This window comes from Luteimonas composti, assembly GCF_042678665.1.
GTDB lineage: Bacteria > Pseudomonadota > Gammaproteobacteria > Xanthomonadales > Xanthomonadaceae > Luteimonas > Luteimonas composti.
On the sequence record NZ_JBHTKU010000005.1, the window covers coordinates 214,776 to 235,609 of the forward strand.

The 20,834-nt window shown below is 72.8% G+C and carries 16 protein-coding genes and 1 pseudogene; 4 read left to right on the top strand and 13 right to left on the bottom strand.

The features are described from left to right. Positions 1–706 precede the first annotated feature (706 nt). The 5 genes and pseudogenes from ACFQ2D_RS15805 to pilG form a co-directional block, all read right to left on the bottom strand. Positions 707–2,908 (bottom strand): annotated as a pseudogene (locus ACFQ2D_RS15805) (Hpt domain-containing protein); the annotation flags it as partial. Between the two features lie 79 nt (positions 2,909–2,987). Next, the gene (locus ACFQ2D_RS15810; protein ID WP_280942836.1) at positions 2,988–5,009 is read right to left on the bottom strand and encodes a methyl-accepting chemotaxis protein; all 2,022 of its coding nucleotides are present in this window, start codon (positions 5,007–5,009) and stop codon (positions 2,988–2,990) included. Between the two features lie 45 nt (positions 5,010–5,054). Continuing rightward, complete coding sequence (locus ACFQ2D_RS15815; protein WP_280942835.1) at positions 5,055–5,594, bottom strand: chemotaxis protein CheW; 540 nt, start codon at positions 5,592–5,594, stop codon at positions 5,055–5,057. Continuing rightward, a complete protein-coding gene (locus tag ACFQ2D_RS15820; protein WP_280942834.1) occupies positions 5,591–5,962 on the bottom strand; it encodes a response regulator in 372 nt (123 codons plus the stop codon). Before ACFQ2D_RS15820 ends, ACFQ2D_RS15815 begins: the two co-directional genes overlap by 4 nt. A gap of 14 nt (positions 5,963–5,976) precedes the next feature. Further along, complete coding sequence (gene pilG, locus ACFQ2D_RS15825; protein ID WP_280942833.1) at positions 5,977–6,378, bottom strand: twitching motility response regulator PilG; 402 nt, start codon at positions 6,376–6,378, stop codon at positions 5,977–5,979. A 185-nt stretch (positions 6,379–6,563) separates the two neighbouring features. On the opposite strand from pilG, the gene gshB reads away from it, so the two are divergent. Both gshB and ACFQ2D_RS15835 read left to right on the top strand, forming a co-directional pair. After that, positions 6,564–7,505: a glutathione synthase gene (gene gshB / locus ACFQ2D_RS15830; RefSeq protein ID WP_280942832.1), complete on the top strand. Its 942-nt coding sequence runs from the start codon at positions 6,564–6,566 to the stop codon at positions 7,503–7,505. 10 nt (positions 7,506–7,515) lie between these two features. Continuing rightward, positions 7,516–8,394 (top strand): energy transducer TonB, encoded by an 879-nt coding sequence (locus ACFQ2D_RS15835; protein ID WP_280942831.1) that lies wholly within the window; start codon positions 7,516–7,518, stop codon positions 8,392–8,394. Between the two features lie 18 nt (positions 8,395–8,412). On the opposite strand, the gene lepB is transcribed toward ACFQ2D_RS15835, so the two are convergent. The 7 genes from lepB to mrcB form a co-directional block, all read right to left on the bottom strand. Next, the gene (gene lepB, locus ACFQ2D_RS15840) at positions 8,413–9,042 is read right to left on the bottom strand and encodes a signal peptidase I (protein ID WP_280942830.1); all 630 of its coding nucleotides are present in this window, start codon (positions 9,040–9,042) and stop codon (positions 8,413–8,415) included. Positions 9,043–9,100: 58 nt separating this feature from the next. Continuing rightward, complete coding sequence (gene tsaB, locus ACFQ2D_RS15845) at positions 9,101–9,805, bottom strand: tRNA (adenosine(37)-N6)-threonylcarbamoyltransferase complex dimerization subunit type 1 TsaB (RefSeq protein WP_280942829.1); 705 nt, start codon at positions 9,803–9,805, stop codon at positions 9,101–9,103. Positions 9,806–9,854: 49 nt separating this feature from the next. Further along, entirely contained in the window at positions 9,855–10,394 is a 540-nt protein-coding gene (locus ACFQ2D_RS15850) for a hypothetical protein (protein ID WP_386795708.1), read from the bottom strand. A 27-nt stretch (positions 10,395–10,421) separates the two neighbouring features. Continuing rightward, complete coding sequence (locus ACFQ2D_RS15855) at positions 10,422–11,498, bottom strand: alpha/beta hydrolase (protein ID WP_280942827.1); 1,077 nt, start codon at positions 11,496–11,498, stop codon at positions 10,422–10,424. A gap of 66 nt (positions 11,499–11,564) precedes the next feature. Beyond that, complete coding sequence (locus ACFQ2D_RS15860) at positions 11,565–13,559, bottom strand: ATP-dependent DNA helicase (RefSeq protein WP_280942917.1); 1,995 nt, start codon at positions 13,557–13,559, stop codon at positions 11,565–11,567. 1 nt (position 13,560) lies between these two features. Then, the gene (locus ACFQ2D_RS15865) at positions 13,561–14,079 is read right to left on the bottom strand and encodes a hypothetical protein (protein ID WP_280942826.1); all 519 of its coding nucleotides are present in this window, start codon (positions 14,077–14,079) and stop codon (positions 13,561–13,563) included. A 5-nt stretch (positions 14,080–14,084) separates the two neighbouring features. After that, a complete protein-coding gene (mrcB, locus tag ACFQ2D_RS15870; RefSeq protein ID WP_280942825.1) occupies positions 14,085–16,523 on the bottom strand; it encodes a penicillin-binding protein 1B in 2,439 nt (812 codons plus the stop codon). Between the two features lie 131 nt (positions 16,524–16,654). Between mrcB and ACFQ2D_RS15875 the strand changes: the two genes are divergently transcribed. Continuing rightward, positions 16,655–17,941 carry a glycosyltransferase family 4 protein gene (locus ACFQ2D_RS15875; protein ID WP_280942824.1) on the top strand — a complete coding sequence of 429 codons (1,287 nt, stop codon included), beginning with the start codon at positions 16,655–16,657 and terminating at the stop codon, positions 17,939–17,941. After that, the gene (locus ACFQ2D_RS15880; protein ID WP_280942823.1) at positions 17,941–19,254 is read left to right on the top strand and encodes a glycosyltransferase; all 1,314 of its coding nucleotides are present in this window, start codon (positions 17,941–17,943) and stop codon (positions 19,252–19,254) included. Before ACFQ2D_RS15875 ends, ACFQ2D_RS15880 begins: the two co-directional genes overlap by 1 nt. Positions 19,255–19,261: 7 nt before the next feature. Here ACFQ2D_RS15880 and ACFQ2D_RS15885 read toward each other — a convergent pair whose 3' ends face one another. Next, positions 19,262–20,686 carry a hypothetical protein gene (locus ACFQ2D_RS15885; RefSeq protein WP_280942822.1) on the bottom strand — a complete coding sequence of 475 codons (1,425 nt, stop codon included), beginning with the start codon at positions 20,684–20,686 and terminating at the stop codon, positions 19,262–19,264. Between the last annotated feature and the right edge of the window lie 148 nt (positions 20,687–20,834).

The window sequence follows — 20,834 nt, forward strand, 5'->3', positions numbered from 1 at the left end:
TGGTCAGCGCCGGCGCTTCGGCGCCGGCCGCTTCCTCCAGTCCCTGCGCGTCCACCAGCGACGCCAGGCCGCTGGCGGCTTCGGGCAGGCTGTCGCGCAGCGCGACCAGCCGCGCCGCCAGCGCGTCCTGCGGCGCCAGCGCAGGCGCCGGCCCCTTCAGGATCTCCACCGTCTCACGCACCGCCACCGACAGTTCGGCGACGGCGTCGATGCCCTCCGGCGCTGCCATGGCCTGCGAAGCCAGCAGGCGCCGCGCGTAGTGCTCGGCCGGACCCAGCACGCTGTTGATGACCGGCACTTCGGTCATCGCGAAGGCGCCGTTCATCGTGTGCAGCGCCCGCAGCAGCGCATCGCTGCCGTGGCTGTCTCCGACGCGGGCCTGCGCGACCCAGGCATCGACGGTCTGCAGGTGCCCTTGCACCTCGGCGTCGAGGATCTCCAGCAGCAGCGCGTCGATGCTGGCCGGCACGCGCTCGGGCTGCGGCTCGGGCTCGGGCTCGGGCTCGGGCTCGGGCTGCGGCTCGACCGCATCCGGCGCAGGCTGGGCCATCTCGTCCACCAGCGGCGCATGCACGACGGCCGGCGCGGCCTCGGGCGGCATCGTCTCGTCGCCGGACGCGATGCGATCGGCGGCGTCCTGCAGCGCCTCGAGGTCGGTGGACACGCCGCGTTCGCCGCGCAAGGCCGCCTGCAGCTCGGGCAGCGTGTAGAACGCACGGTCGACCATCGCGATCACCGCCGGACTCGGCGGACGCGAGCGGTCGAGCACGCGGTTGAGCATGTTCTCGATCTTCCAGCTGAACTCGCCCAGCGCGCGGGCGCCGACCAGCCGTCCGCTGCCCTTGAGGGTGTGGAACACGCGCCGGATCGGGCGCAGGCGCTCCATGTCCTCGGGCACCGAGCGCCACTGCGGCAGCAGCGCGTCGAGGTTGTCGATCTCCTCGGCGAACTCCTCGAGGAAGACCTCGCGGATCTCCTCGTCGATCTCCTCGCCGACGGTTTCGAAGCCGCCCGCTACCGGCCCCACCGGCAGGTCCGCTGTCCGGACCGGGGCGGCCACCTCGATCTCGACCGGGGTCGATACCGGGAGCGCCACCGGCTCGGCGACGGCAGCCGCTTCGACCGGCTCGGCCAGGGCCGCGGAAACGTCGGTGGACGCCGCCGCGGTTTCCTCGTCATGCCCGGGCTCCGGCTGCGCCGCCGGCGGCGCCACCGGTTCGGGCAGCGGCCAGTAGCCGAGTGCCTCCAGGCTGCCGCGCGCGATGTCCAGGATCTCGTCGCGGTTGCCGCGCTGCTCGCGCAGCGCTTCCAGGTAGTACTCCAGGCTGGCCAGCGCGTCGGCCAGCGTGTCCAGCTGGCGACCATTGGGCACGCGCTGGCGTGCGATCAGTTCGTTCTGGGTATAGCGGCTGACGGCGACCAGATAATCGGCCGGCTGCGCCAGCTCCATCATCCGCAGCGCGCCCGCGACCTCGTCGAGCAGGCGCGGCACGTCGCTGAGCTGCTCGTGCTGCCAGCTCGTTTCGACGAAGGCCACCAGGGCCTGGCGGGCCTGCACGAAATTGGCGATCGCCTCGCGCACGATGGTATCGACCACCTGGCGCGCTTCGCCGGCGAACGGTTCGCCGTCGGCGCCGGCCGACTCGGCCGCCCCCAGTCGCGCCACCTGGTCGTCCAGCGTGGCGTCGACGTAAAGCAATGCCCCGGCGACATCCAGCAGCGCGTCCTCGTTCGCCGCGACCGCGCCGTCGAGGATCGCCTGCAGGCCGTCGCGCTGCTGCTGCACCACCTTGCGCGCCGCGCCGAGCCCGAGCATGCCCAGCGTGTCGGCCACGCGGCCCAGGGTCTCGGCATGGGGCTGCAGCGCGGCCAGGTCGTCCGAGCCGGTGCGCAGGTGCAGGTCGAGCGCGTCCTTGACGTGGAGCAGGTCGTCCTTCACCGCCGCGGAGACGGTATCGAGCAGCGCGCGGTTGCGTCCGCTGATGCTGCCCTGGGCGTGTTCGAGTTCGGACTGGGTCGGCAGCGCCGCCTCGAGTTCGAAGACCTGGCGGAGCTCGCGCAGCGCCGGATGGCCGTCGTCGGGCTGGTGGGCGACGTGGTAGAGCAGCTGCCGCGTCGGTTCCTGCGCGCCTTCGCCGCTGGCCTCGGCATAGCCGTCGTTGTCGAGCAGGGCGCGGCGCGCCTCGCGCTCGACGCCCGCGAATACCTTGCGCAGCGCCGGCGAGGCCGGCAGCGCGCCATCGGCCACGGCGCGCGCGACGCCGGTGGCGACCCACAGCATGCGCTGCACCGGCACCTGGCGGACGTGGCCCAGCAGGCCCTCCAGCGCAGGGGCCAGGCTGGACAGCGCCGTCGCCGGCGTGTGTTCCTGCCACTGCCCGATCTCGCGCCGCAGCGCTTCGAGCAGGGGCGGCATGTCGTCGTTGGAGGCCGCGCCGGCGGCCGCGATCGCGCCCGGGAGCGGGCGCTCCAGGTCGGGCGAGAACAACACGCTCTCGCTGAGCAGGCTCTCGCCGCGCGCGGCGCGCAGCTCGTTGAGCAGCGGCAGCAGCACGATCGGGATGTCGCGATGCCCACCCTGCAGCCGTTCGAGGTAGTCGGGCAGCAGCACGATGCCGCGCAGCAGCGCGGCGCAGGCGCCATCGCGGTCGGCGACGGTGCCGCCGTGCAGGCCCAGCGCGACCTGCTCCATCTCCTCGGCCACCATCGCCGGCGCGTACAGCTCGACCATGCGCAGCGTGCCCTGCACCTGGTGCAGGTAGCCGGCGCACAGCCGCATGCGACCGACGTCGGCCGGGTCCTCGACATAGTCCTCCAGCTCGGCCTTGGCCAGCCGCAGGGTTTCGTCGAGCTCCGGCTTGATCCAGCCCAGCGCGGTGTGTTCGAGGGCCTCGCGCAGCGCAGTCATCGCTTCACCCCGCGCGTGTCGGCGTGCGTCGGCCTGCGACCGGTGGTCGTCGCGTTCATCCCGAGTCCTGGCTCCGTGCTCAGGCCGGCAGCTTGAAGTCGGCGACCGAACGACGCAGGTTGGCGGCCAGCTGCGCGAGGTTGCCGATCGACTGCGCCGTCTGGTTCGCGCCCTGCGAGGTCTGCGCGGTGATCGACTGGATCGTGTTCATGGTCTCGGTGATGTTGGTCGCCGCCGCCGACTGCTGCTTGGCCGCGGTGGAGATCCCGAGAATCAGGCCGGCGAGGTTGCTCGACACGCTTTCGATCTCGCCCAGCGCGGTACCCGCGTCCTCCGCCAGTCGCGCACCGGCGACCACTTCCGAGGTGGTCTGCTCCATCGAACTGACCGCCTCGTTGGTGTCGGACTGGATCGTCTGCACCAGCGCCTCGATCCGCTTGGTCGCGTTCGAGGCGCGTTCGGCGAGTCGCTGCACTTCGTCGGCCACCACCGCGAATCCGCGACCCGCCTCGCCGGCCGACGCCGCCTGGATGGCCGCGTTGAGCGCGAGGATGTTGGTCTGCTCGGAGATGTCGTTGATCAGTTCCACGATCGAGCCGATTTCCTGGGAGCTCTCGCCCAGGCGCTTGATGCGCTTGGAGGTCTCCTGGATCTGGTCTCGGATCGAGTCCATGCCGGCGATCGTCTCGCGCACCACGCCGGCGCCCTTGGTCGCGATCTGCACCGAGCGCTGCGCCACGTCCGCCGATTCGGCCGAGTTGCGCGAGACCTGGTCGATGCTCGAGGCGATCTCGTTGATGCGGTTGGACGCGGAGTTGATCTCCTGCGCCTGGTGCTCGGCGGCCTCTGCCAGGTGCATGGCGGTGGCCTGCGTCTCCTGCGCGCTCGATGCCACCTGCGCCGAGGTGTCGTTGATGGTGCCCACCAGGTCGCGCAGGTTCTCGACCGCGAAGTTGATCGAGTCGGCGATGGCGCCGGTCATGTCTTCGGTGACGGTCGCCTTCACCGTCAGGTCGTTTTCCGCGAGCGCACCGATTTCGTCCAGCAGGCGCATGATCGCCTCCTGGTTGCGGTTGTTCAGCTCCATCGTGTCTTCGTAGCGCTTGCGCTGCGCGCGGTTCAGCGACCAGAGCAGGCCGCCCAGCGCGACGATGGCGAGCAGGCCGGAGATGATGCTGATCCAGACGTTGCCGAACAGGCTCTTGTCGTTGAGCGAGCCGAACGCGGTGAACGCCGAGAACAGGTCCTGCGCATCGGACAGCAGCTTGTCCGAGCCGGTGGTGAGCGCGGCCGACGCGGCCTGGGCCTGGAACAGCGCCGGGGCGCTGGCGATGATCGCGTCCAGGTCCTGCTTCATCGCCGTCCAGCGTTCGGCCGCCTGGTTGAGCGCGGCGACCGCGCCGCTGTTGTTCAGCGCCTGCACGTTCATCGCCTGGTCGCCCGAACGCAGGCCCTCGAGCACCTGCTCGAACACGCCCACGTCGCGCGCCAGCGCGTCGCCCGCCATCGAGGCGCCGCTGCCGCCGGCCTGGATCTCGGCGACGCGTCGCGCCATGTTGCCGGCCAGCACGTTCTGGCGAAGCGCGATGTAGACCTGGGAGGCGGGCGAGCCGCTCGAGGACATCGCGCGCACCAGTTCGTCGAGCTGGGCCTGCAGCTGCGGCACCGCCTGCGTGAAGCGCTGGGCGTTGGTCGCGAAACCGCTCACCGCCTGTTCGCTCGCCGCCACCTGCTCGGCGCTGGCGGCCAGCGGCGTCCAGGTCGCGGTCACGGTCTGGATCGGCCCGGCGACGCCGGTGGTGCTGCCGAAGTTGGCGTTGAGCTGCTCGACGTCGCTGTCGATGCGGCCCTTGGTGTCCTTGAACGCGGTGAAGGAGGCGGCATTGCCAGCGACCGCTTCCCGCGCCTGGTTGGCCAGCCGCTGCGAGTTCACCTGCAGGCTCGAGGCCGCGGTGCTGGCGCCGCCCAGGCGTGCCGCCTTCCAGCCGGCGTAGCCGGTGTTGGCGCCGAAGATCACGAGCGTCGTGACCAGCGCCGCGATCCAGAAGTTGCTCCCCAGCCCGCGCCCCTTGCCGGCGACCGTGTCGACTACTGTGCTCATGGTCCCTTACCCCTGCCCCTGCTTCTGTGCTGCTGGACGCGACCGTCAGGCCGCGGCTTGTCTGAATTCCGGCGTGCGGGCCAGCCTGGCCAGGCTGAAGACGCCCCAGTCCTGGTCCGCGTGCCGGTAGGCGCGCTCGATGAAGTGCGCGTAGCGGCCCTGCGCCACCGACCCGGCGTCGACCTGCTGGTCGTCGTGGAAGCCGCGCTGGCCGTACAGCTCGTCGATCGTGACCGCGACGTTGCCGTCGGGCTGGCGCACGATCAGCACCCGCTGCGTTTCGTGCAGCACGGTGCGCTCGCCTTCGAGGAACTGCCTGAGGTCGACGATGGGCAGCAGGTTGCCGCGCACGTTGCCGACGCCCAGCATCCACGCCTGCGCGCCTGGCACGGGCGTGATCTGCGGCAGCGGCAGGATCTCCAGCACTTCGTCGAAGGCCGACGCGAGCCTGCGTTCGCCGATCCGGTAGCCGACGCCGCGCCACAGGCCCGGTGCGTCGAACTGCTCGGGCAGGCCCGCGACGTGCGCGAGGCTGCGCTGCTCGAAGTCGAGCAGCATCGCGAACGGGTCGCGATGCTCGGTCATCCCGCTGCCCCCAGCAGGCGGTTGACCTCGTTGATCAGCACGTCTTCCTTCACCGGCTTGACCAGGTAGCCCTTGGCGCCCTGGCGCATGCCCCAGGCCTGGTCGGTCTCCATGCCCTTGGTGCTCACGATCAGGACCGGGATCTCCTTGGTGCCGCCATCGCGACCCAGCGCGCGCGTGGCCTGGAAGCCGTTCATGCCGGGCAGCACCACGTCCATCAGCACCAGGTCGGGCTGTTCCCGCTTGCAGGTCTCGATGCCGTCCTCGGCGCTGGACGCGGCCAGCACCTCGTGGCCGTTGCGCTCAAGCAGCTGGGTGAGCACCGCGGTATCGGTCGGCGAGTCTTCGATCAACAGGATTCGGGCCACGGCGGTTCCCCCTTTCACGCCTTGACATGGGTGCGGATCGCGTCGAGGAGTTCCTCGCGCGTGAATGGCTTGGTCACGTACTGCTCGGAGCCGACGATGCGGCCGCGCGCCTTGTCGAACAGGCCGTCCTTGGAGGACAGCATGATCACCGGCGTGTTCTTGAACAGCTGGTTGTTCTTGATCAGCGCGCAGGTCTGGTAGCCGTCCAGCCTCGGCATCATGATGTCGACGAAGATGATCTGCGGCTTCTGGTCGGCGATCTTGGCGAGCGCCTCGAAGCCGTCCACCGCCGTCACCACGTCCGCGCCCTCGCGCTTGAGCAGCGTCTCGGCGGTACGCCGGATCGTCTTCGAATCGTCGATGACCATCACCCGCAGGCCTTCAAGGCTGCCGGCGCGGCTTTCGTGTTCCGTCATGCGTCCTTCCCCCGGCGCGCAGTGGCGGGCCACTGCCCGCACTGCCGCGATCGCCGTATATTCCAGCCTGCCGCCGGACTGTCAAGCGCCGTTGAAGAAGATTGCGCAAGTCGGTGCAAGCACGGGCGAAACCGGCGCGCGCGGCGACTGCTAACATTTGTCAGAAACTGCCACTGGTGGGTCATATGCAGCTGAACGTGGTGGTGGTGATGGACCCGATCGGGTCGATCAACATCGCAAAGGATTCGACCTTCGCCATGCTGCTGGAAGCGCAGCGCCGCGGCCATTCGCTGCTGTATGTGCAGCCGGGCAGCCTTGGCACGGTTCATGGGCAGGCGCATGCGCGGTTGGCGCCGTTGACCGTGCGCGACGATCGCAATGGCTGGTATGAACTGGGATCGGCGTCACATCGTGCGCTGGGCGCCGGCGACCTGGTCCTGATGCGCAAGGATCCGCCGGTGGACGCGGACTTCGTCCACGACACCCAGATCCTGTCGATGGCCCAGCGCCAGGGCGCGCGCGTGGTCAACGACCCGCAGGGCCTGCGCGACATGAACGAGAAGCTGGCCGCGCTGGAATTCCCGCAGTGCTGCCCGCCAACGGTGGTCAGCCGGGAGGCCGCGACCCTGAAGGCCTTCGTCGCCGAGCACCGCGACGCGGTGCTCAAGCCACTGGACGGCATGGGCGGGCGCTCGATCTTCCGGGCCAGTGCCGGCGACGCCAACCTCAACGTGATCCTGGAAACCCTGACCCAGGGCGGCCGCCACCTGGCGATGGCGCAGCGCTACCTGCCCGAGATCGTGGACGGCGACAAGCGCATCCTGCTGATCGACGGCGTGCCGGTGGACTACTGCCTGGCACGGATCCCGCAGGGCGACGAGTTCCGCGGCAACCTGGCCGCCGGCGGCCGCGGCGAGGGCCGCCCGCTGAGCGAGCGCGACCGCTGGATCGCTGCCCAGGTCGGTCCGGAGGTGAAGCGGCGCGGCATGCGCTTCGTCGGCCTGGACGTGATCGGCGACTGGCTGACCGAGGTCAACGTCACCAGCCCGACCTGCATCCGCGAGCTCGACAAGCAGTTCGGGCTGAACATCGCCGGCCTGCTGTTCGACGCGATCGAGCGGGAATAGCCGCGCGCCCATGTCTTCGCTGGCCCTGCCCCCGCCTCCCGTCATCGGCGAGCGCGAACGCCTGAGCGCAACGATGGTGCTGTCCCTGCTGCTGCACGGGATGCTGGTGCTGGGCCTGGGCTTCGCGCTGGACGAGGCGGCCCCGGTGCTGCCGACGCTGGACGTGATCATCACCGAGACCACCAGTCCCCTGACCCAGGCCCAGGCGGACTTCCTCGCCCAGGCCAGCAACCAGGGCGGCGGCGAGGACGAGCGCAGCACCCGTCCGCGCGACGACCAGGCCGGCCTCGTCGCCCAGGCCGAATCCGGCGTGGCGCCGATCGAGATGCGCGCGCAGTCCCCATCCGCGCAGCCGCCGCCGCAGGCGCGGGTAGTGGCCAGCCAGCGCGGCGCGGAGACCCTGCCCGATGCGGACGCGCGTCCCGAGGCCGACGACAGCGCGCTGCCGCGCGGTCGCGAGCGGATCGAGCGCGACCTGCAGATGGCGCGGCTGGCGGCAGAGATCCACCTGCGCTCGGAGCGCTACGCCAAACGGCCCAAGCGCAAGTTCGTCTCCGCCAGCACCCGGGAGTGGGCGTACGCCGGCTACCTGCGCGACTGGGTGGACCGGGTCGAGCGCGTGGGCAACCTCAACTATCCCGACGAAGCGCGCCGGCGCCAGCTGTCGGGCGAACTGGTGATCAGCGTGGCGATCCGCCGCGACGGCTCGGTCGAGCGCGCCGACATCCTGCGCTCCAGTGGCACGAAGCTGCTCGACGACGCTGCGCTGCGCATCGCGCGCTTGGCCGAGCCCTACCCGCCACTGCCGCGCACCGAGGAGGAGATCGACATCCTCCATGTCACCCGCACCTGGCAGTTCCTGCCCGGCGGCACCCTGGTCGACGACTGAGCGCGTCCGGTCCGGCGACTACAGCCGCTTCCAGACCGGTCCTTCGCCGCGCCGCCAGTACACGCCCAGGGCGCGGCCGTAGAACGCCTGCTCCGGCACCAGGCCGAACCAGCGACCATCGGCGCTGGCGCCGCGATGGTCGCCCAGCACCAGCACCATGCCTTCCGGCACCAGGGAGGGCGCGATGTCCGGCCCGCCGCCGTGGGCCAGGTCCAGCCTGAAAACGCGCTCGCCGAGGCGCTCGAGCGGTGCGCCGGGATCTGCGGCCAGCGGCTGCCCGTCGACCAGCAGGCGCCCGTCCACCAGCGCCACCGTCTGCCCGCCCACGGCAACCACGCGCTTGATCAGGCGGGTGCCGTCGGCCGGCGACTTGAACACCACCACTTCGCCCGGCGCCGGACGGCCGCGGTCGAGCAGTTCGATCGCGGTGAACGGCACGCGCAGTCCGTAGGCGCTCATGTCCACGACCACCCGGTCGCCCGGCAGCAGGGTCGGCATCATCGAGCCGCTGGGCACCTGGTAGTGGTTGGCGAACGAGGCGCGCGCGACCACCAGCAGGGCGATGGTCAGGGCGAGCGGCGGCAGCTCGCGGCGCAGCCAGCGCTGCAGCCGGCCGCGGCGTGGGTCGGAAGAATCGGCGTGGTCCATGGCGGGGTCCTGTCGGGTCCACCGTGGCAGACCACGCGACGCACGCCGGGTTCCCCGCTCAGCGGCGGGCGTCGCGCAACGCCTGCTGCTCGCGGCTGGTCAGGGCGACGTTGTCGCGCAGGTATGCCGGCTCCAGCCGCTCCGGCGCCAGCCCTTCGCCCCGTCCCAGGGCCAGCGCGCCCAGGCGCGCCACATCGCCGGCGCGCGGCAGCGCCGCGGCATCGGCACCGGCCAGCGCCGCGCCCATCCGCGTGCGCAGCGCACCCTCGCCCGCGTCGAAGCCGGTGCCCACGCCCCACCAGCCCGTGCCTTCGGGCAAGGCCGCATCCACCGGACCGACCACCCGTTCGGGCATGAGCGCCCGCGGCTCGCCGCCGCCGCGGTCGAACGCCCCCAGGTAGACCTCGCCCATCCGCGCGTCGATGGCCGCCACGATCCGGTCGCCGGCCGCTGCGGGGGCGCCCGCGGCCAGTACCGCCAGGGTGGAGACCGGCAGCACCGGCCGGTCGAGCGCCAGGGCGATGCCCTGCGCCAGCGCCACCGCCAGGCGCACGCCGGTGAAGGCGCCCGGGCCCCGCCCGACCGCGATGGCGTCGAGCTGAGCCTTCGCCAGTCCCGCCTCGGCCAGCAGCGTCTCGGCCCAGGGCAGGGCCAGTTCGGCATGGCGCCGCGGCGCAAGCTCGTGGCGTTCGAGCACGCGGCCGTCCACGTATACGGCGACGGAACAGGCTTCGGTGGCGGTTTCGAACGCGAGCAGTTTCATCGCGCCATGGTAGCGGCGCGGCGGCGCCCACCGAAGCGTGGCGTGCCGATCAGCCTGGCGACAGCGCGCCGAAGGCCACCGTGCCCTCGGGCGAATGGAAGCAGGGCGTGTTGAAGAACGCGGCCAGGTAGGCGTCCGGCGCCGGCTTGAATCCCGAGTCCAGCGTGTAGGTGTTGCCGCTGGCCGGATCGACGGCGGTGAGGTTGATGCCGCCGCTGTCGAGATGGCGAAAGCGGGTGATCTCCCAGCCCTGCCCCTGCCAGCGCGCGTGCGCGGCCTCGATCTGCCTGGCGATGTCGCGGCCCGGCGCCAGCCCGCGCAGCCCCACCCAGATGTAGAACAGGTCGTCGCGCGTCTCGCCGCCCTGGCCTTCGCAGCGGTTGGCGCGCACTTCCAGCGATTCGCGCTCGATCGACAGTTCGGCCAGGACCTGTTCCACCTGCGGCAGGAATCCGGCGGCGGCCTGTTGCGGGGTCATGGACTGCATGCGGTCGGTGTCCTTGGCGCCGGCGCAGCCGGCGAGCAGCAGGCACGCAAGCGCGCCGGCGAGGGGAAGGGGCCGCGTACCACGCCGGGGACCGGTCTCCATGCGCCCCAGCATAGCGCCCGCGCCCGATCAGCCGAAGCGGCGGCCGACCGTGTCCACCTGCTCGTAGTTGCCGGTGACGATGTAGGCCTGGTTGCGCAGCGACTCGGTGCCGGGGTTCCAGTAGTCGCTGTGCCCCGAGGCGCCTTCGGTGGTGATCCGCTGGCCGCCGAAGCTCCAGTCGACCGGGCTGTTGCCGTGCACCTCGGTGTAGCTGACCACGTCGTCGCTGGCGGCGCCGGCCCAGAAGTGGTCGGCGCCGATGTGCATGTCACTCACGTCGTCGACCAGCGCGCTGTCGAACCAGCCCTGGCGCTCGGCGGACTCGTAGCCCATGCCGGGGCTGCCCATGGCGATGATGTCGTCCACCGCCAGCCCCTGCCCTGCCAGCGCGTCGGCGGTGCCGACCACGGTCGAGCCGTAGGAATGGCCGATGACGGTCACCCGCGCGTCGGGACCCTGGTGCGATTCGCGCAGGCCCAGGGTGAAATCGCGCAGGTCCCCGGCGCCGTCCTTCGCGTAGCCGGCCCCCAGCGCGTCGGGGAAGATCGCGTCGGGCGCGTCATAGCCCAGCCAGACGATGGTCGAGGTGTCGCCCGAACCCGGGATCGTGCGGGCCTGGGCCTGCAGGTCGGCCATGCGGTCGATGTTGCCGCCGATGCCGGCGACGTCCGAGCTGGTGCCCGGGACGAACACCGCCACGTTGTCGGCCGCGTCCGGATTGCCGATCGCCACGATGGCCTGCGCGTCGGCGCCGTCCGCGGCCGGCTGGAAGCCCAGCAGCAGCAGGCGCTCCCCGGCCGGGGCGGCCTGCGAGGCCTCGATCCGGTCCAGCAGCGCCTGCGAGGCCTGGCGGTCGGTGCCGCCGGCGGCATCCTGGCGCAGCGCGGCCAGGTTGGCCTCGTGGCGTACCTCGGACGGCAGTCCATCGAGGTTGCCGATCAGCGCGCCCTGGGTGGACAGGTGGTTGGCCTGTTCCTGCGGCGACAGGTCGGCCCACCACTGCGCGTTCTCGCGCGCGCTGCCCGACGGCGGCAGGCCGGCCGGACAGGCGTTGGGCGGCGGCAGGTCGAGCCGGGTGGAGACCGGGTCCAGGGTCGGGCTCATGCGGCGCTCCGTGCAGGAAGGCGGGATCCTGCGCCAAGCCTCGCCCATGCGGCGCCACCGCGACAGCTAGGGCTGACCCTTGGCGTCGCCAGCCGCGAAGAACGCTTCGACGTCGGCCGCGCTGCGGGTGGTCGCGAACGGCGGCAGCGAGTCGAGGAAGGTTTCGCCATAGGACTTCTGCGTCAGCCGCGGATCGCAGAGCACCAGCACTCCGCGGTCGCGCTCGGTGCGGATCAGGCGGCCCACGCCCTGCTTGAGCGCGATCACCGCCTGCGGCAGCTGTTCGTCGCGGAACGGGTTGCCGCCGGCGCGGCGGATCGCCTGCAGCCGCGCCTCGAACACCGGATCGTCCGGCGCGGCGAAGGGCAGCTTGTCGATCACGACCACGCTCAGCGCCTCGCCGGCCACGTCCACGCCTTCGCGGAAGCTGGCCGCGCCCAGCAGCACCCCGTTGCCCGACTCGCGGAAACGCTGCAGCAGCACGTGGCGCGGCGCCTCGCCCTGCACGAACAGCGGCCAGTCGCCCTCCTCGCGCAGCAGTTCGGCCGCCTCGCGCAGCGCGCGGTGCGAGGCGAACAGCACGAACGCGCGTCCCGCCGAGGCCTGCAGCACGGGGCGGATCGCGTCGACCACCGCCCAGGTGTAGTCGCGGTCGGCCGGCTGCGGCATGCGCGTGGGCAGGTAGCACAGCGCCTGCGCCGGCCAGTCGAAGGGGCTGGGCACCAGCAGGGTCTCGGGATCCTGCAGGCCCAGGCGCGTGGACAGGTGGTCGAAGCTGCCCTCCACCGCCAGCGTGGCCGAAGTGAACACCCAGGCCGCGCGCGACTGTTCGCGATGCGTGCGCAGCGGACCGGAGACGTCCAGCGGCGTGCGCTGCAGGCGGAAGCCGCGCGGCGACAGTTCGTACCAGCGCACGTCGTCCTCGCGCGCGGCGGCGGCCGCCTCCCCGACCCCGCCCGCGCCGGTCCAGCGGGCCAGTCGCGACACGTTGTCCAGCGCGCGCGCGTGGCAGGCATCGAACCCGGGCGAGGACTCGCGCAACGGCGCGAGCGCATCGCGCAGCGCGGCCAGCGCGCGCGAGACCGCATCGAGGCCGCTGTCGAAGGCGGGCCAGTGCAGCGCGCGGTCGCGGGTGCCGCGGGTGGGCAGGCCTTCCATGGTGGCGCGCAGCGCGCGGGTGGCGTGCTCGAGTTCGCGCACCGGCTGCTGCAGCACCGCCATGGCGCCGGGCTGGTCCTTGCATTCGGACAGCGCGTCGCGCGCCAGTTCCACCAGCGGCCGCGCAGACAGGCTTTCTCCGAAGAACTGCGCGGCCAGTTCCGGCAGCTGGTGCGCCTCGTCGACCACGAAGGCCTGCGCGCCGGGCAGGATCTCGCCGAAGCCTTCCTGCTTGAGCGCCAGGTCGGCCAGCAGCAGGTGGTGGTTGACCACCACCAGGTCGGCCGACTGCGCCCGCTGGCGCGCCTGGACCACGAAGCACTCGGTCCACATCGGGCACTCGCTGCCCAGGCAGTTGTCCGCGGTGGAGGTGACCATCGGCAGCAGCGGCGAGTCCTCCGGCAGGGCCTCGAGTTCGGCCAGGTCGCCCATGCGCGTGCGCCCGCTCCAGGCCACGATGCGCTGGAACTGGCCGATCTGCTCGCGCGTGCTGAAGCGTGGTTCGCCCTTGGCGCGGTCCAGCCGGTAGCGGCACAGGTAGTTGGCGCGGCCCTTGAGCAGGGCGGTCTTCAGGCCGGTGCCGAGCGCGTCGCGCACGCGCGGCAGGTCGCGGTGGTAGAGCTGGTCCTGCAGCGCGCGGGTGCCGGTGGACACGATCGCCTTGAGTCCGGAGAGCAGCAGCGGCACCAGGTAGGCGAAGGTCTTGCCGGTGCCGGTGCCGGCTTCGGCCAGCAGGGTCGTGCGGTCGTCCAGCGCATGCGCGACCGCGCCGGCCAGGCGCTGCTGCGCCTCGCGCGGGGCGAAGGCCGGGATCTGCCGCGCCAGCAGTCCGCCCTCGGCCAGCGCCTCTGTGCTGCGCCTGGCCAGGGCGCTGCTGCGCGCCGCACCTGCCGTCGCGGAGATCTCAGAAACGGTTGGGACCCTCGACCTTGCAGCCTTCGACCTGGGCCTTGGCCGAGGCCGCCCCCTCGGCGTCGCCCTCGACCAGGCGCACCTGCTCGATGGTCGCCCAGTGGCGCCGGCACAGCGGGCCGACCTGGGCGCCGAGCGTGAAGGCGCGCCCGGCCAGTTCGCCGGCGCGGGCGAAGTCGCGCAGCAGCAGCGCCGCTTCCGCGCGCTCCTGCAGCAGCGCCGGGTCGCCGGGCACCAGCTCCAGCGCGCGGTCGAGCGCCTCGGCGGCCTGCTCGTGGCGCCCCGCATCGTGGGCCTGGCGGGCCTGCGCGCGCAGGTCGTCGACCATCGGATCGCGCAGCGGCTGCACCGCGAGCTCGCCGTCGCCGTCGCCGGCCGCCGCGTCGATCAGCGCGACCATCTCCTCCGGCGTGGCGCTGGTCAGGGCGGCAGGCGCGGGCTCGGGCGGGGTACTGGCGCAGGCGGCCACCAGGACGGCGGCCAGCGCGGCGAAGACAGGGCGGAACTTCATGGAAATCACTCGCTGGGCGGGGGAGTCGATGGCGCGGGCGCCGGCTCGGGCGCGGGCGGCGGCTGCGGGTCGCGGCGACCGAAGCCGAACCACTCGCGCCAGCCGCGGCGCTCGCCGCCTTCGCTGCCGTCCTGCGACGGATCGGCAAAAGGATCGGTCGGCAGCAGCACGTCGCAGGGCTGGTACGGCGGCGCGAAGCCGGCCACGAACGCGAAGCGGCGCGCGCCGGGGCATTCGGCGTCGGTGGCGTTGGACTGCAGCACCCACTGCCAGTCCAGGCCGTCGTTGCCCACCCGCAGCGCGGCACTGGGGAGGTGCTTGAACAGGCCCGACCAGATCCGCATCGCACCGGTGGCGCCATACAGCCCGGTCTGCTCGTTCTGGTCGTTGCCGACCCAGGCCACGGCCAGGTGGTCGCCCGTCCAGCCGGCGAACCAGCTGTCGCGGCCGTCGTTGCTGGTGCCGGTCTTGCCGGCGGCGTTGAGCCGGCCGAGCCCGTCGTTGACCAGCTGGCGGCCGGTGCCCGAGGTCACCGCATGCTGCAGGGCCAGCGTGACCAGGCGGGCGGCGATGGCGTCGCCCTCGGTGGCGGGCGCGGGATCCTTGTCGTAGCGCTTGACCACCTCGCCCTCGGCATTGATCACCCCGCGCACCGCATGCAGCGGCTGGATCTCCCCGCCCGAGGCGAGGAACTGGTACAGCTGCGCCATCGCGTACGGACTCTGGTCCACCGAACCAAGGATCAGCGACGGATTGGCTTCGGCCTCGATCCCGGCCAGCGTGCGCACCAGGTCGGCCAGGCGGCGCGGATCGACCTGCATGCCGATCCGCACCGTGGCCTGGTTGTACGAACGCGCCAGCGCGTCGATCGTGCGCACGGTGCCATGGCTGCGCCCGTCGGAATTGCCCGGCGACCAGCGCTTGCCGTTGTCGAGCGTGACCGTGACCGGGGAATCGTCCACCCAGGTCGCCAGCGACCAGTTGCGCGGGCTGGCCAGCGCCAGCAGGTAGACGAAGGGCTTGAGCAGCGAACCGACCGGCCGGCGCGCCTCGACCGCGCGGTTGAAGCCGTGCACGGTCGGCGTGCCGCTGCCGACCACGGCCACCACCTCGCCGCCGTGCACGTCGGTCAGCACCAGGCCCGCCTCCAGCGGCGGACGCTTGCCGGTCTGCAGCGACTTGAGCGTGCGCGTCACCGAGGCTTCGGCGTAGGCCTGGGCGGAAGGCGACATCCCGGTCATGACCGACAGGCCGGCACCCTGCAGCGCATCGGCCGGGTAGTCGCGGGCCAGCTGTCGGCGCACCAGGTCGACATAGGCCGGGAAGCGGTTGGCGGCGACGCTGCCGGGACCCGCGGTGATGCCCAGCGGCGCGGCCACTGCGCGGTCGTGGGCGGCCTGGTCGATCAGCCCGGTCTCGAGCATGTTGGCCAGCACGAAGTCACGGCGTTCACGGGCACGCTCGGGATGGCGGCGCGGATCGTAGTGCGAGGGTCCGCGCACCATGCCGACCAGCAGCGCGATGTGCTCGGTGTCGAGGTCCTCGAGCCGGCGCCCGAACCAGAACTCCGCGCCCGCGGCCATGCCGTGGATGGCCTGCGCGCCGCGCTGGCCAAGATAGACCTGGTTGAGGTAGGCCTCGAGGATCGTGCCCTTGTCGTAGCGCGCCTCCATCAGCAGCGCGTACAGGATCTCGTTGAACTTGCGGCTCCAGGTCTGCTCGCGGCCGATGCCGAGCAGGCCGCTGCGCGCCAGCTGCTGGGTCAGCGTGCTGGCGCCCTGGCGCTTCTCGCCCGAGCGCAGGTTGACCCAGGCCGCGCGCGCCATGCCGCTGAAGTCGATGCCGATGTGGTGGGCGAAGTCGCGGTCCTCGACCGCCTGCAGGGTATCGGTGACCAGCGCGGGCACGTCCTCGACCCGCACCAGGCGGCGCTCTTCCTGCTTCTGCCCGTACAGCGTGGCGATGCGCGCCGCGTCCAGGCGCGCGGACTTGATCGCGCGGTCGCCGGACAGGTCCTTGAGCGCGCCCACCCGACCGCCCGAGACCACGGCCTCGATGCGGCTGGGACCGACCGCGCCGTCCACGTCGCGGAAGCCGCGGCTCGAGATCCGCCAGCGGCTGCCCTCGCGGGCGTAGGTGCCCGGGCGCACGCCGTCGCCCTCGCGGTAGGAGGCGGCGTCGAGCTCGGTCTTGAGCGTCTGCGCGTCCATCGCCAGGCCCGGCGCCAGCCGCAGCGGGCGCGCGTACACGCGGGTGGGCAGCTGCCAGCGCAGCTCGCCGAAGCGCTCGCTGATCTGGTGGTTGAGGTACAGGGTGTAGGGCAGCAGGAAACCGATGCCCAGCCCGATCGCCGCCAGCGTCCAGGTCGCGATCCGGCGGCGCCAGTCGACCGGGTTCGCGCGATTGGCTGGTTGTTCGTCTTCGTCGTATTCGATGCGGGCCATGGGCGCCTCGGGCCTGCCCCCTGCAGGCGCCGGGGATGCGAGAATGGGGCCGTCGAGTCTAGCGCAGCGCCCCGGATGGACCGCGTCGCCACCGACTCTCCATTCAGCCTGCCAGGAAGCGATCCCCCGACGTGCGCCCCACCCTGTCGTACCAGCTGCGCCGCCTCCGGTCGCGCCTGCACCGGATGCGGATCGCGCTGGCGGTGCGTGGTTGGCGCGGGCTGCTGGCGCGGGTCTTCGGCCCGGGTCCCACCGACGCGACGGAGTCCGGCGCAGCGCCGGCCCTCCCCGCGGCGATGCCGCCCCAGCCGCAGGCGGCGGCAACGCGGCGCTGGCTGCTGGTCGACGTGACCACGCCGAGACCGGACCGGGACTCGGGTTCGCTGCGCAGCTGGAACCTGATGCGCCTGCTGCGCGCGCAGGGGCACCAGGTCGATTTCCTGCCCGACGACGGCGCCGACGCCGGCCACTACACGGCTGCGCTGCGTGCGCTGGGCGTGACCGTGCACGCGGGCGCCGGCTCGCTGGCGCGCTGGTTCGGCCGGCACCTGGCCGACTACGACGTGCTGGTGGTGAGCCGCTACCACCTTGCCGAATCCCTGCTGCCGCTGGCGCGCGCGACCGCACCCGGCGTGCGCGTGGTGCTGGACACGGTCGACCTGCACCACCTGCGCGAGCAGCGGGAAGCCGAACTGCGCGCGCATCCCGGCCTGCTGCGCCTGGCGCGTACCACGCGCCAGCGCGAACTCGCCATGGTCGCGGCGGCGGACATGGCCTGGGTGGTCAGCCCGGTGGAGGCGGCGCTGTTGCGCGAAGCGATCCCCGGCGCGTGCGTGGCGCTGCTGCCCAACATCCTCGAGCCGCTGGCGTCTCCGCGCGGATACGCCGGCCGCAGCGGGCTGCTGTTCGTCGGCGGCGCGCGCCATCCGCCCAATGTCGATGCGGTGGAGTGGCTGGTGCGCGAAATCTTTCCCCTGGTGCGCGCACGGCTCCCCGACTGCGAGCTGCACCTGGCGGGCGATGGCCTGGCGGCGCTGGCGGTCGCGCGGGAGGGCGCGCCCGGCGTCGTGGTCCACGACCATGTGCCCGACCTGGCGCCGCTGCTCGGCCGCTGCCGGTTCGGGCTGGCGCCGCTGCGCTACGGTGCCGGGGTCAAGGGCAAGGTGAACATGTACATGGCCCACGGCCTTCCGGTGGTGGCCACGCCCAGCGCCGCCGAGGGCACGTTCCTGGAGCACGGCCGCGACGTGTTGCTGGCCGCGGACGCCGCCGGCCTGGCCGATGCCGTGGTCGAGGCCAGCCGCGATCCGGCGCTGTGGCAGCGCCTGGCCGCCAATGGCCTGGCCAATGTCCACGAGCACTTTTCCTTCGATACCGCGCGACGCGCCGTCGACGGGATCCTGGAGACCCTGCGCTGATGCGCCTGCTGCTGATCGCCTACGAGTTCCCGCCCAGTCCGTCGCCGCAGTCGCTGCGCTGGACCTACCTGGCGCGCGAACTGGCGCGGCAGGGCCACGAGGTGCACGTGCTCACCGCCGACCTGGGCGGCACCACGCCGGGCCTGCCGGACCTGCCCGACAGCGTGCGCGTCCATCGCACCTGGCCGGGGTTGCTGCGCGGCGCGCTCGCCTGGCATCGCGAGTACCGCCAGCGCAATCCGCGCGCGCCGGCGCCTGCACCCACGCCCGCCGCGGACGGGGACGGCGTCGCGCCGGTCGCCGCGCTGCGGCCGCCGCGCAACTGGAAACAGCGCATTTCCGAGGCAGTGCAGGCAATCGCGGCCTGGGTGCACTATCCCGACATCCGCGGTGAATGGCGGGGGCATGGACGGCGCGCCCTGCGCCGCCTGCTGGCCGAGCTTCGCCCGGACCTGCTGATCAGCTCCCATGAGCCGCCCACCACCCTCGAACTGGGACTGGCGGTACGCGGTGCCGGGCTGCCCTGGGTGGTCGACCTGGGCGATCCGGTGCTTGCGCCCTACACGCCGCCCCGCTGGCGCGCGCGTTCGCTGCGCCTGGAGCAGGCGGTGTTCCGCCACGCCGCCCATGTGATCGTCACCAACCCGCGCGCACTGGCGCAGATGCAGGAGCGGCACGGGACCGCCACGCCGATCAGCGTGCTGACCCAGGGCTTCGACCTGGCGCCGGCATTGCCCCAGGTCGGCGAAGGGCTGTTCGAGCCCGACCGTCTGGAGCTGCTCTATACCGGCAGCCTGTACGCGTTCCGCCGCATCGACGTGCTGCTGGCCGCGTTGCGCTGCGATCCGCGCGTCCGGCTCAGCATCGCCGCGGTGACCGTGCCCGAGAGCATTCTCGCCGCCGCGCGCGAGATGCCCGGCCAGCTGCGCCTGCTCGGCTTCCTGCCGCACCGCCACGCCCTGGCGCTGCAGCGCCGCGCCGACGTGCTGGTGAACATCGCCAACGACGAACCCGCGCAGATTCCCGGCAAGTTCTACGAATACCTCGGCTCGGGACGCCCGATCCTTCACCTGAGCGATACGCAGGACCTGGTCGCAGAGCGTATCGCGTCGCTGCGGCGCGGCTGGGTCTGCGCCAACGACGAGGCCGATATCGCAGCGCGCCTGCTGCAACTCGCTGGCGCCAGGGCGCGGGGCATGCTCGACGACGGCCTGTCGCTGGATGCCGGCCCGGTACGCGAACATTCCTGGCAGTCGTTGGGCGCGCAGCTGTCGGGCCTGCTGGCACAGGTGGCGGCGCGGCGCCGGCCCTGACGCCCGGCTACTCGCGCGCGGCAACCCGCAGCCGCTGCTGGAATTCGTCCAGGCCCGGTACCTGCGGATCGATCGCACGTGCCGCCGCCAGCGCCGCCGAGGCCGGCTGCAGCTGCCCCGCCGCGAGCCGCTCGTCGCCGATCGCCAGCCAGCGCAGGGCCAGCCGGCGCCGCGCTTCGGACAGCGTGCGGGGCGCGTCGCCCAGCGCGTCGCGCGCTTCCAGGCAACGCCGCGCCAGGGCCAGGTTGTTGGCGCTGAGCGCACGCTCGAAGCATTCGCGCGCCGACGGCAGCAGCCGCGCGATGGCCCGCCGCACCTCGGCATCGCGCGGGGCCAGCGCCTGCGCCGCGCGCAGGCGGTCGTAGGCACTGTCGCCGGGCGGTGTCAGCAGGTCGCCGCGGGCTTCGGCTTCGGCCGCCTGGCGCAGCAGCTGCGGCACTCGCGCGCGCTGCGCCGGCGCCGCGGCGGGAACCCGCACATGACTGCGCCGCGCGCGTTCCAGCGCCGCCTGCGCCATGGACACGCCTGCGGCGTCCGGCGCCAGCGCGCGCGCCCTGTCCAGCGCCCGGGCCGCTTCGTCGAAGCGGAAGTCCGCGGCCAGCCGGCTCGCACGCGCCGCATGCGCGTCGGCGGCACGGCGCAGGCCGTCGGCAGCGCCCGCATCGCCAGGTGCCAGCGCCTCCACGCGTTGCCATGCCGCGACCGCCGCATCGATGCGGCCGCGGCGCAGGTCGGCATCGGCGCGGGCGCGCAAGGTGTCCAGCTCCTCGCTGAAACGCGCCTCGGTGTCGGGCAGGTCGACGTGGCCGGGATCGTAGCGGCGCGCCGCCCCGATCGCGCCCGCCGCGGCGGCCAGATCGCCGCCGCGCAGGTCTTCGCGCGCCTGGTCGAGCAGGTCGCCCAGCGCCTCGTCGCGGCCGCGCAGGGCTTCCGGATGCCCGGGCTGCAGTTCCAGCACGCGCGCGTACAGCGACAGCGCCGCGTCCTCGCCGCCGTCCAGGCGACCGGCGACGTGCGCGGCGGCGGCACGTGCGACCAGGTTCTCGACACCGGCCAGCGCCGCCTCGCGATCGCGCAGCCGCGTGGCCAGCGCATCGGCCTGCTCGCGCGGCACCGACAGCTCGCGCGCCAGCCGCAGGTGGGCACGGGCATCGGCGAGGCGGCCGGCGGCCAGGTCTTCGCGCGCCCGCGCGAGCGCGGCCTCGGCCACGCGGGCGAGGCCTTCGCGGGGCTCGATGCGGTCGGGATCCATGGCCAGCGCCGCCTCGTAGAGCTGGCGGGCGCCGCTGCCGTCGGCGGCGCTCAGGTGGCCGCGCGCCAGGGCCTGGTCGCCCTGCGCGTCGAGTTCATGCACGCGCGGGCGCGGCCACAGGCGGTCGCCGACCGGCCCCTGCGCCACCGCCAGCGCCAGCAGCACCAAGGCGCCAACCACGGCCCCGCCCACAAGCCAGCGGCGGCCCGCTCCGGGCGGCGGGCCGCCTGCGCGCGGGCGGGCGGGCGCGTCCAGGCGCAGGCCGCGCAGGTCGCCGACCACGGGTTCCCGGCGTGCGCCCGTCGCGTCGGAAGAAGGTTCGCTGGCC

Excerpts from the sequence above, each read along its gene's own strand:
- ACFQ2D_RS15810 (WP_280942836.1), bottom strand. The coding sequence starts at position 5,009 with ATGAGCACAGTAGTCGACACGGTCGCCGGCAAGGGGCGCGGGCTGGGG.
- ACFQ2D_RS15815 (WP_280942835.1), bottom strand. The coding sequence starts at position 5,594 with ATGACCGAGCATCGCGACCCGTTCGCGATGCTGCTCGACTTCGAGCAG.
- pilG (WP_280942833.1), bottom strand. The coding sequence starts at position 6,378 with ATGACGGAACACGAAAGCCGCGCCGGCAGCCTTGAAGGCCTGCGGGTG.
- gshB (WP_280942832.1), top strand. The coding sequence starts at position 6,564 with ATGCAGCTGAACGTGGTGGTGGTGATGGACCCGATCGGGTCGATCAAC.
- ACFQ2D_RS15835 (WP_280942831.1), top strand. The coding sequence starts at position 7,516 with ATGTCTTCGCTGGCCCTGCCCCCGCCTCCCGTCATCGGCGAGCGCGAA.
- lepB (WP_280942830.1), bottom strand. The coding sequence starts at position 9,042 with ATGGACCACGCCGATTCTTCCGACCCACGCCGCGGCCGGCTGCAGCGC.
- tsaB (WP_280942829.1), bottom strand. The coding sequence starts at position 9,805 with ATGAAACTGCTCGCGTTCGAAACCGCCACCGAAGCCTGTTCCGTCGCC.
- ACFQ2D_RS15850 (WP_386795708.1), bottom strand. The coding sequence starts at position 10,394 with ATGGAGACCGGTCCCCGGCGTGGTACGCGGCCCCTTCCCCTCGCCGGC.
- ACFQ2D_RS15855 (WP_280942827.1), bottom strand. The coding sequence starts at position 11,498 with ATGAGCCCGACCCTGGACCCGGTCTCCACCCGGCTCGACCTGCCGCCG.
- ACFQ2D_RS15865 (WP_280942826.1), bottom strand. The coding sequence starts at position 14,079 with ATGAAGTTCCGCCCTGTCTTCGCCGCGCTGGCCGCCGTCCTGGTGGCC.
- mrcB (WP_280942825.1), bottom strand. The coding sequence starts at position 16,523 with ATGGCCCGCATCGAATACGACGAAGACGAACAACCAGCCAATCGCGCG.
- ACFQ2D_RS15880 (WP_280942823.1), top strand. The coding sequence starts at position 17,941 with ATGCGCCTGCTGCTGATCGCCTACGAGTTCCCGCCCAGTCCGTCGCCG.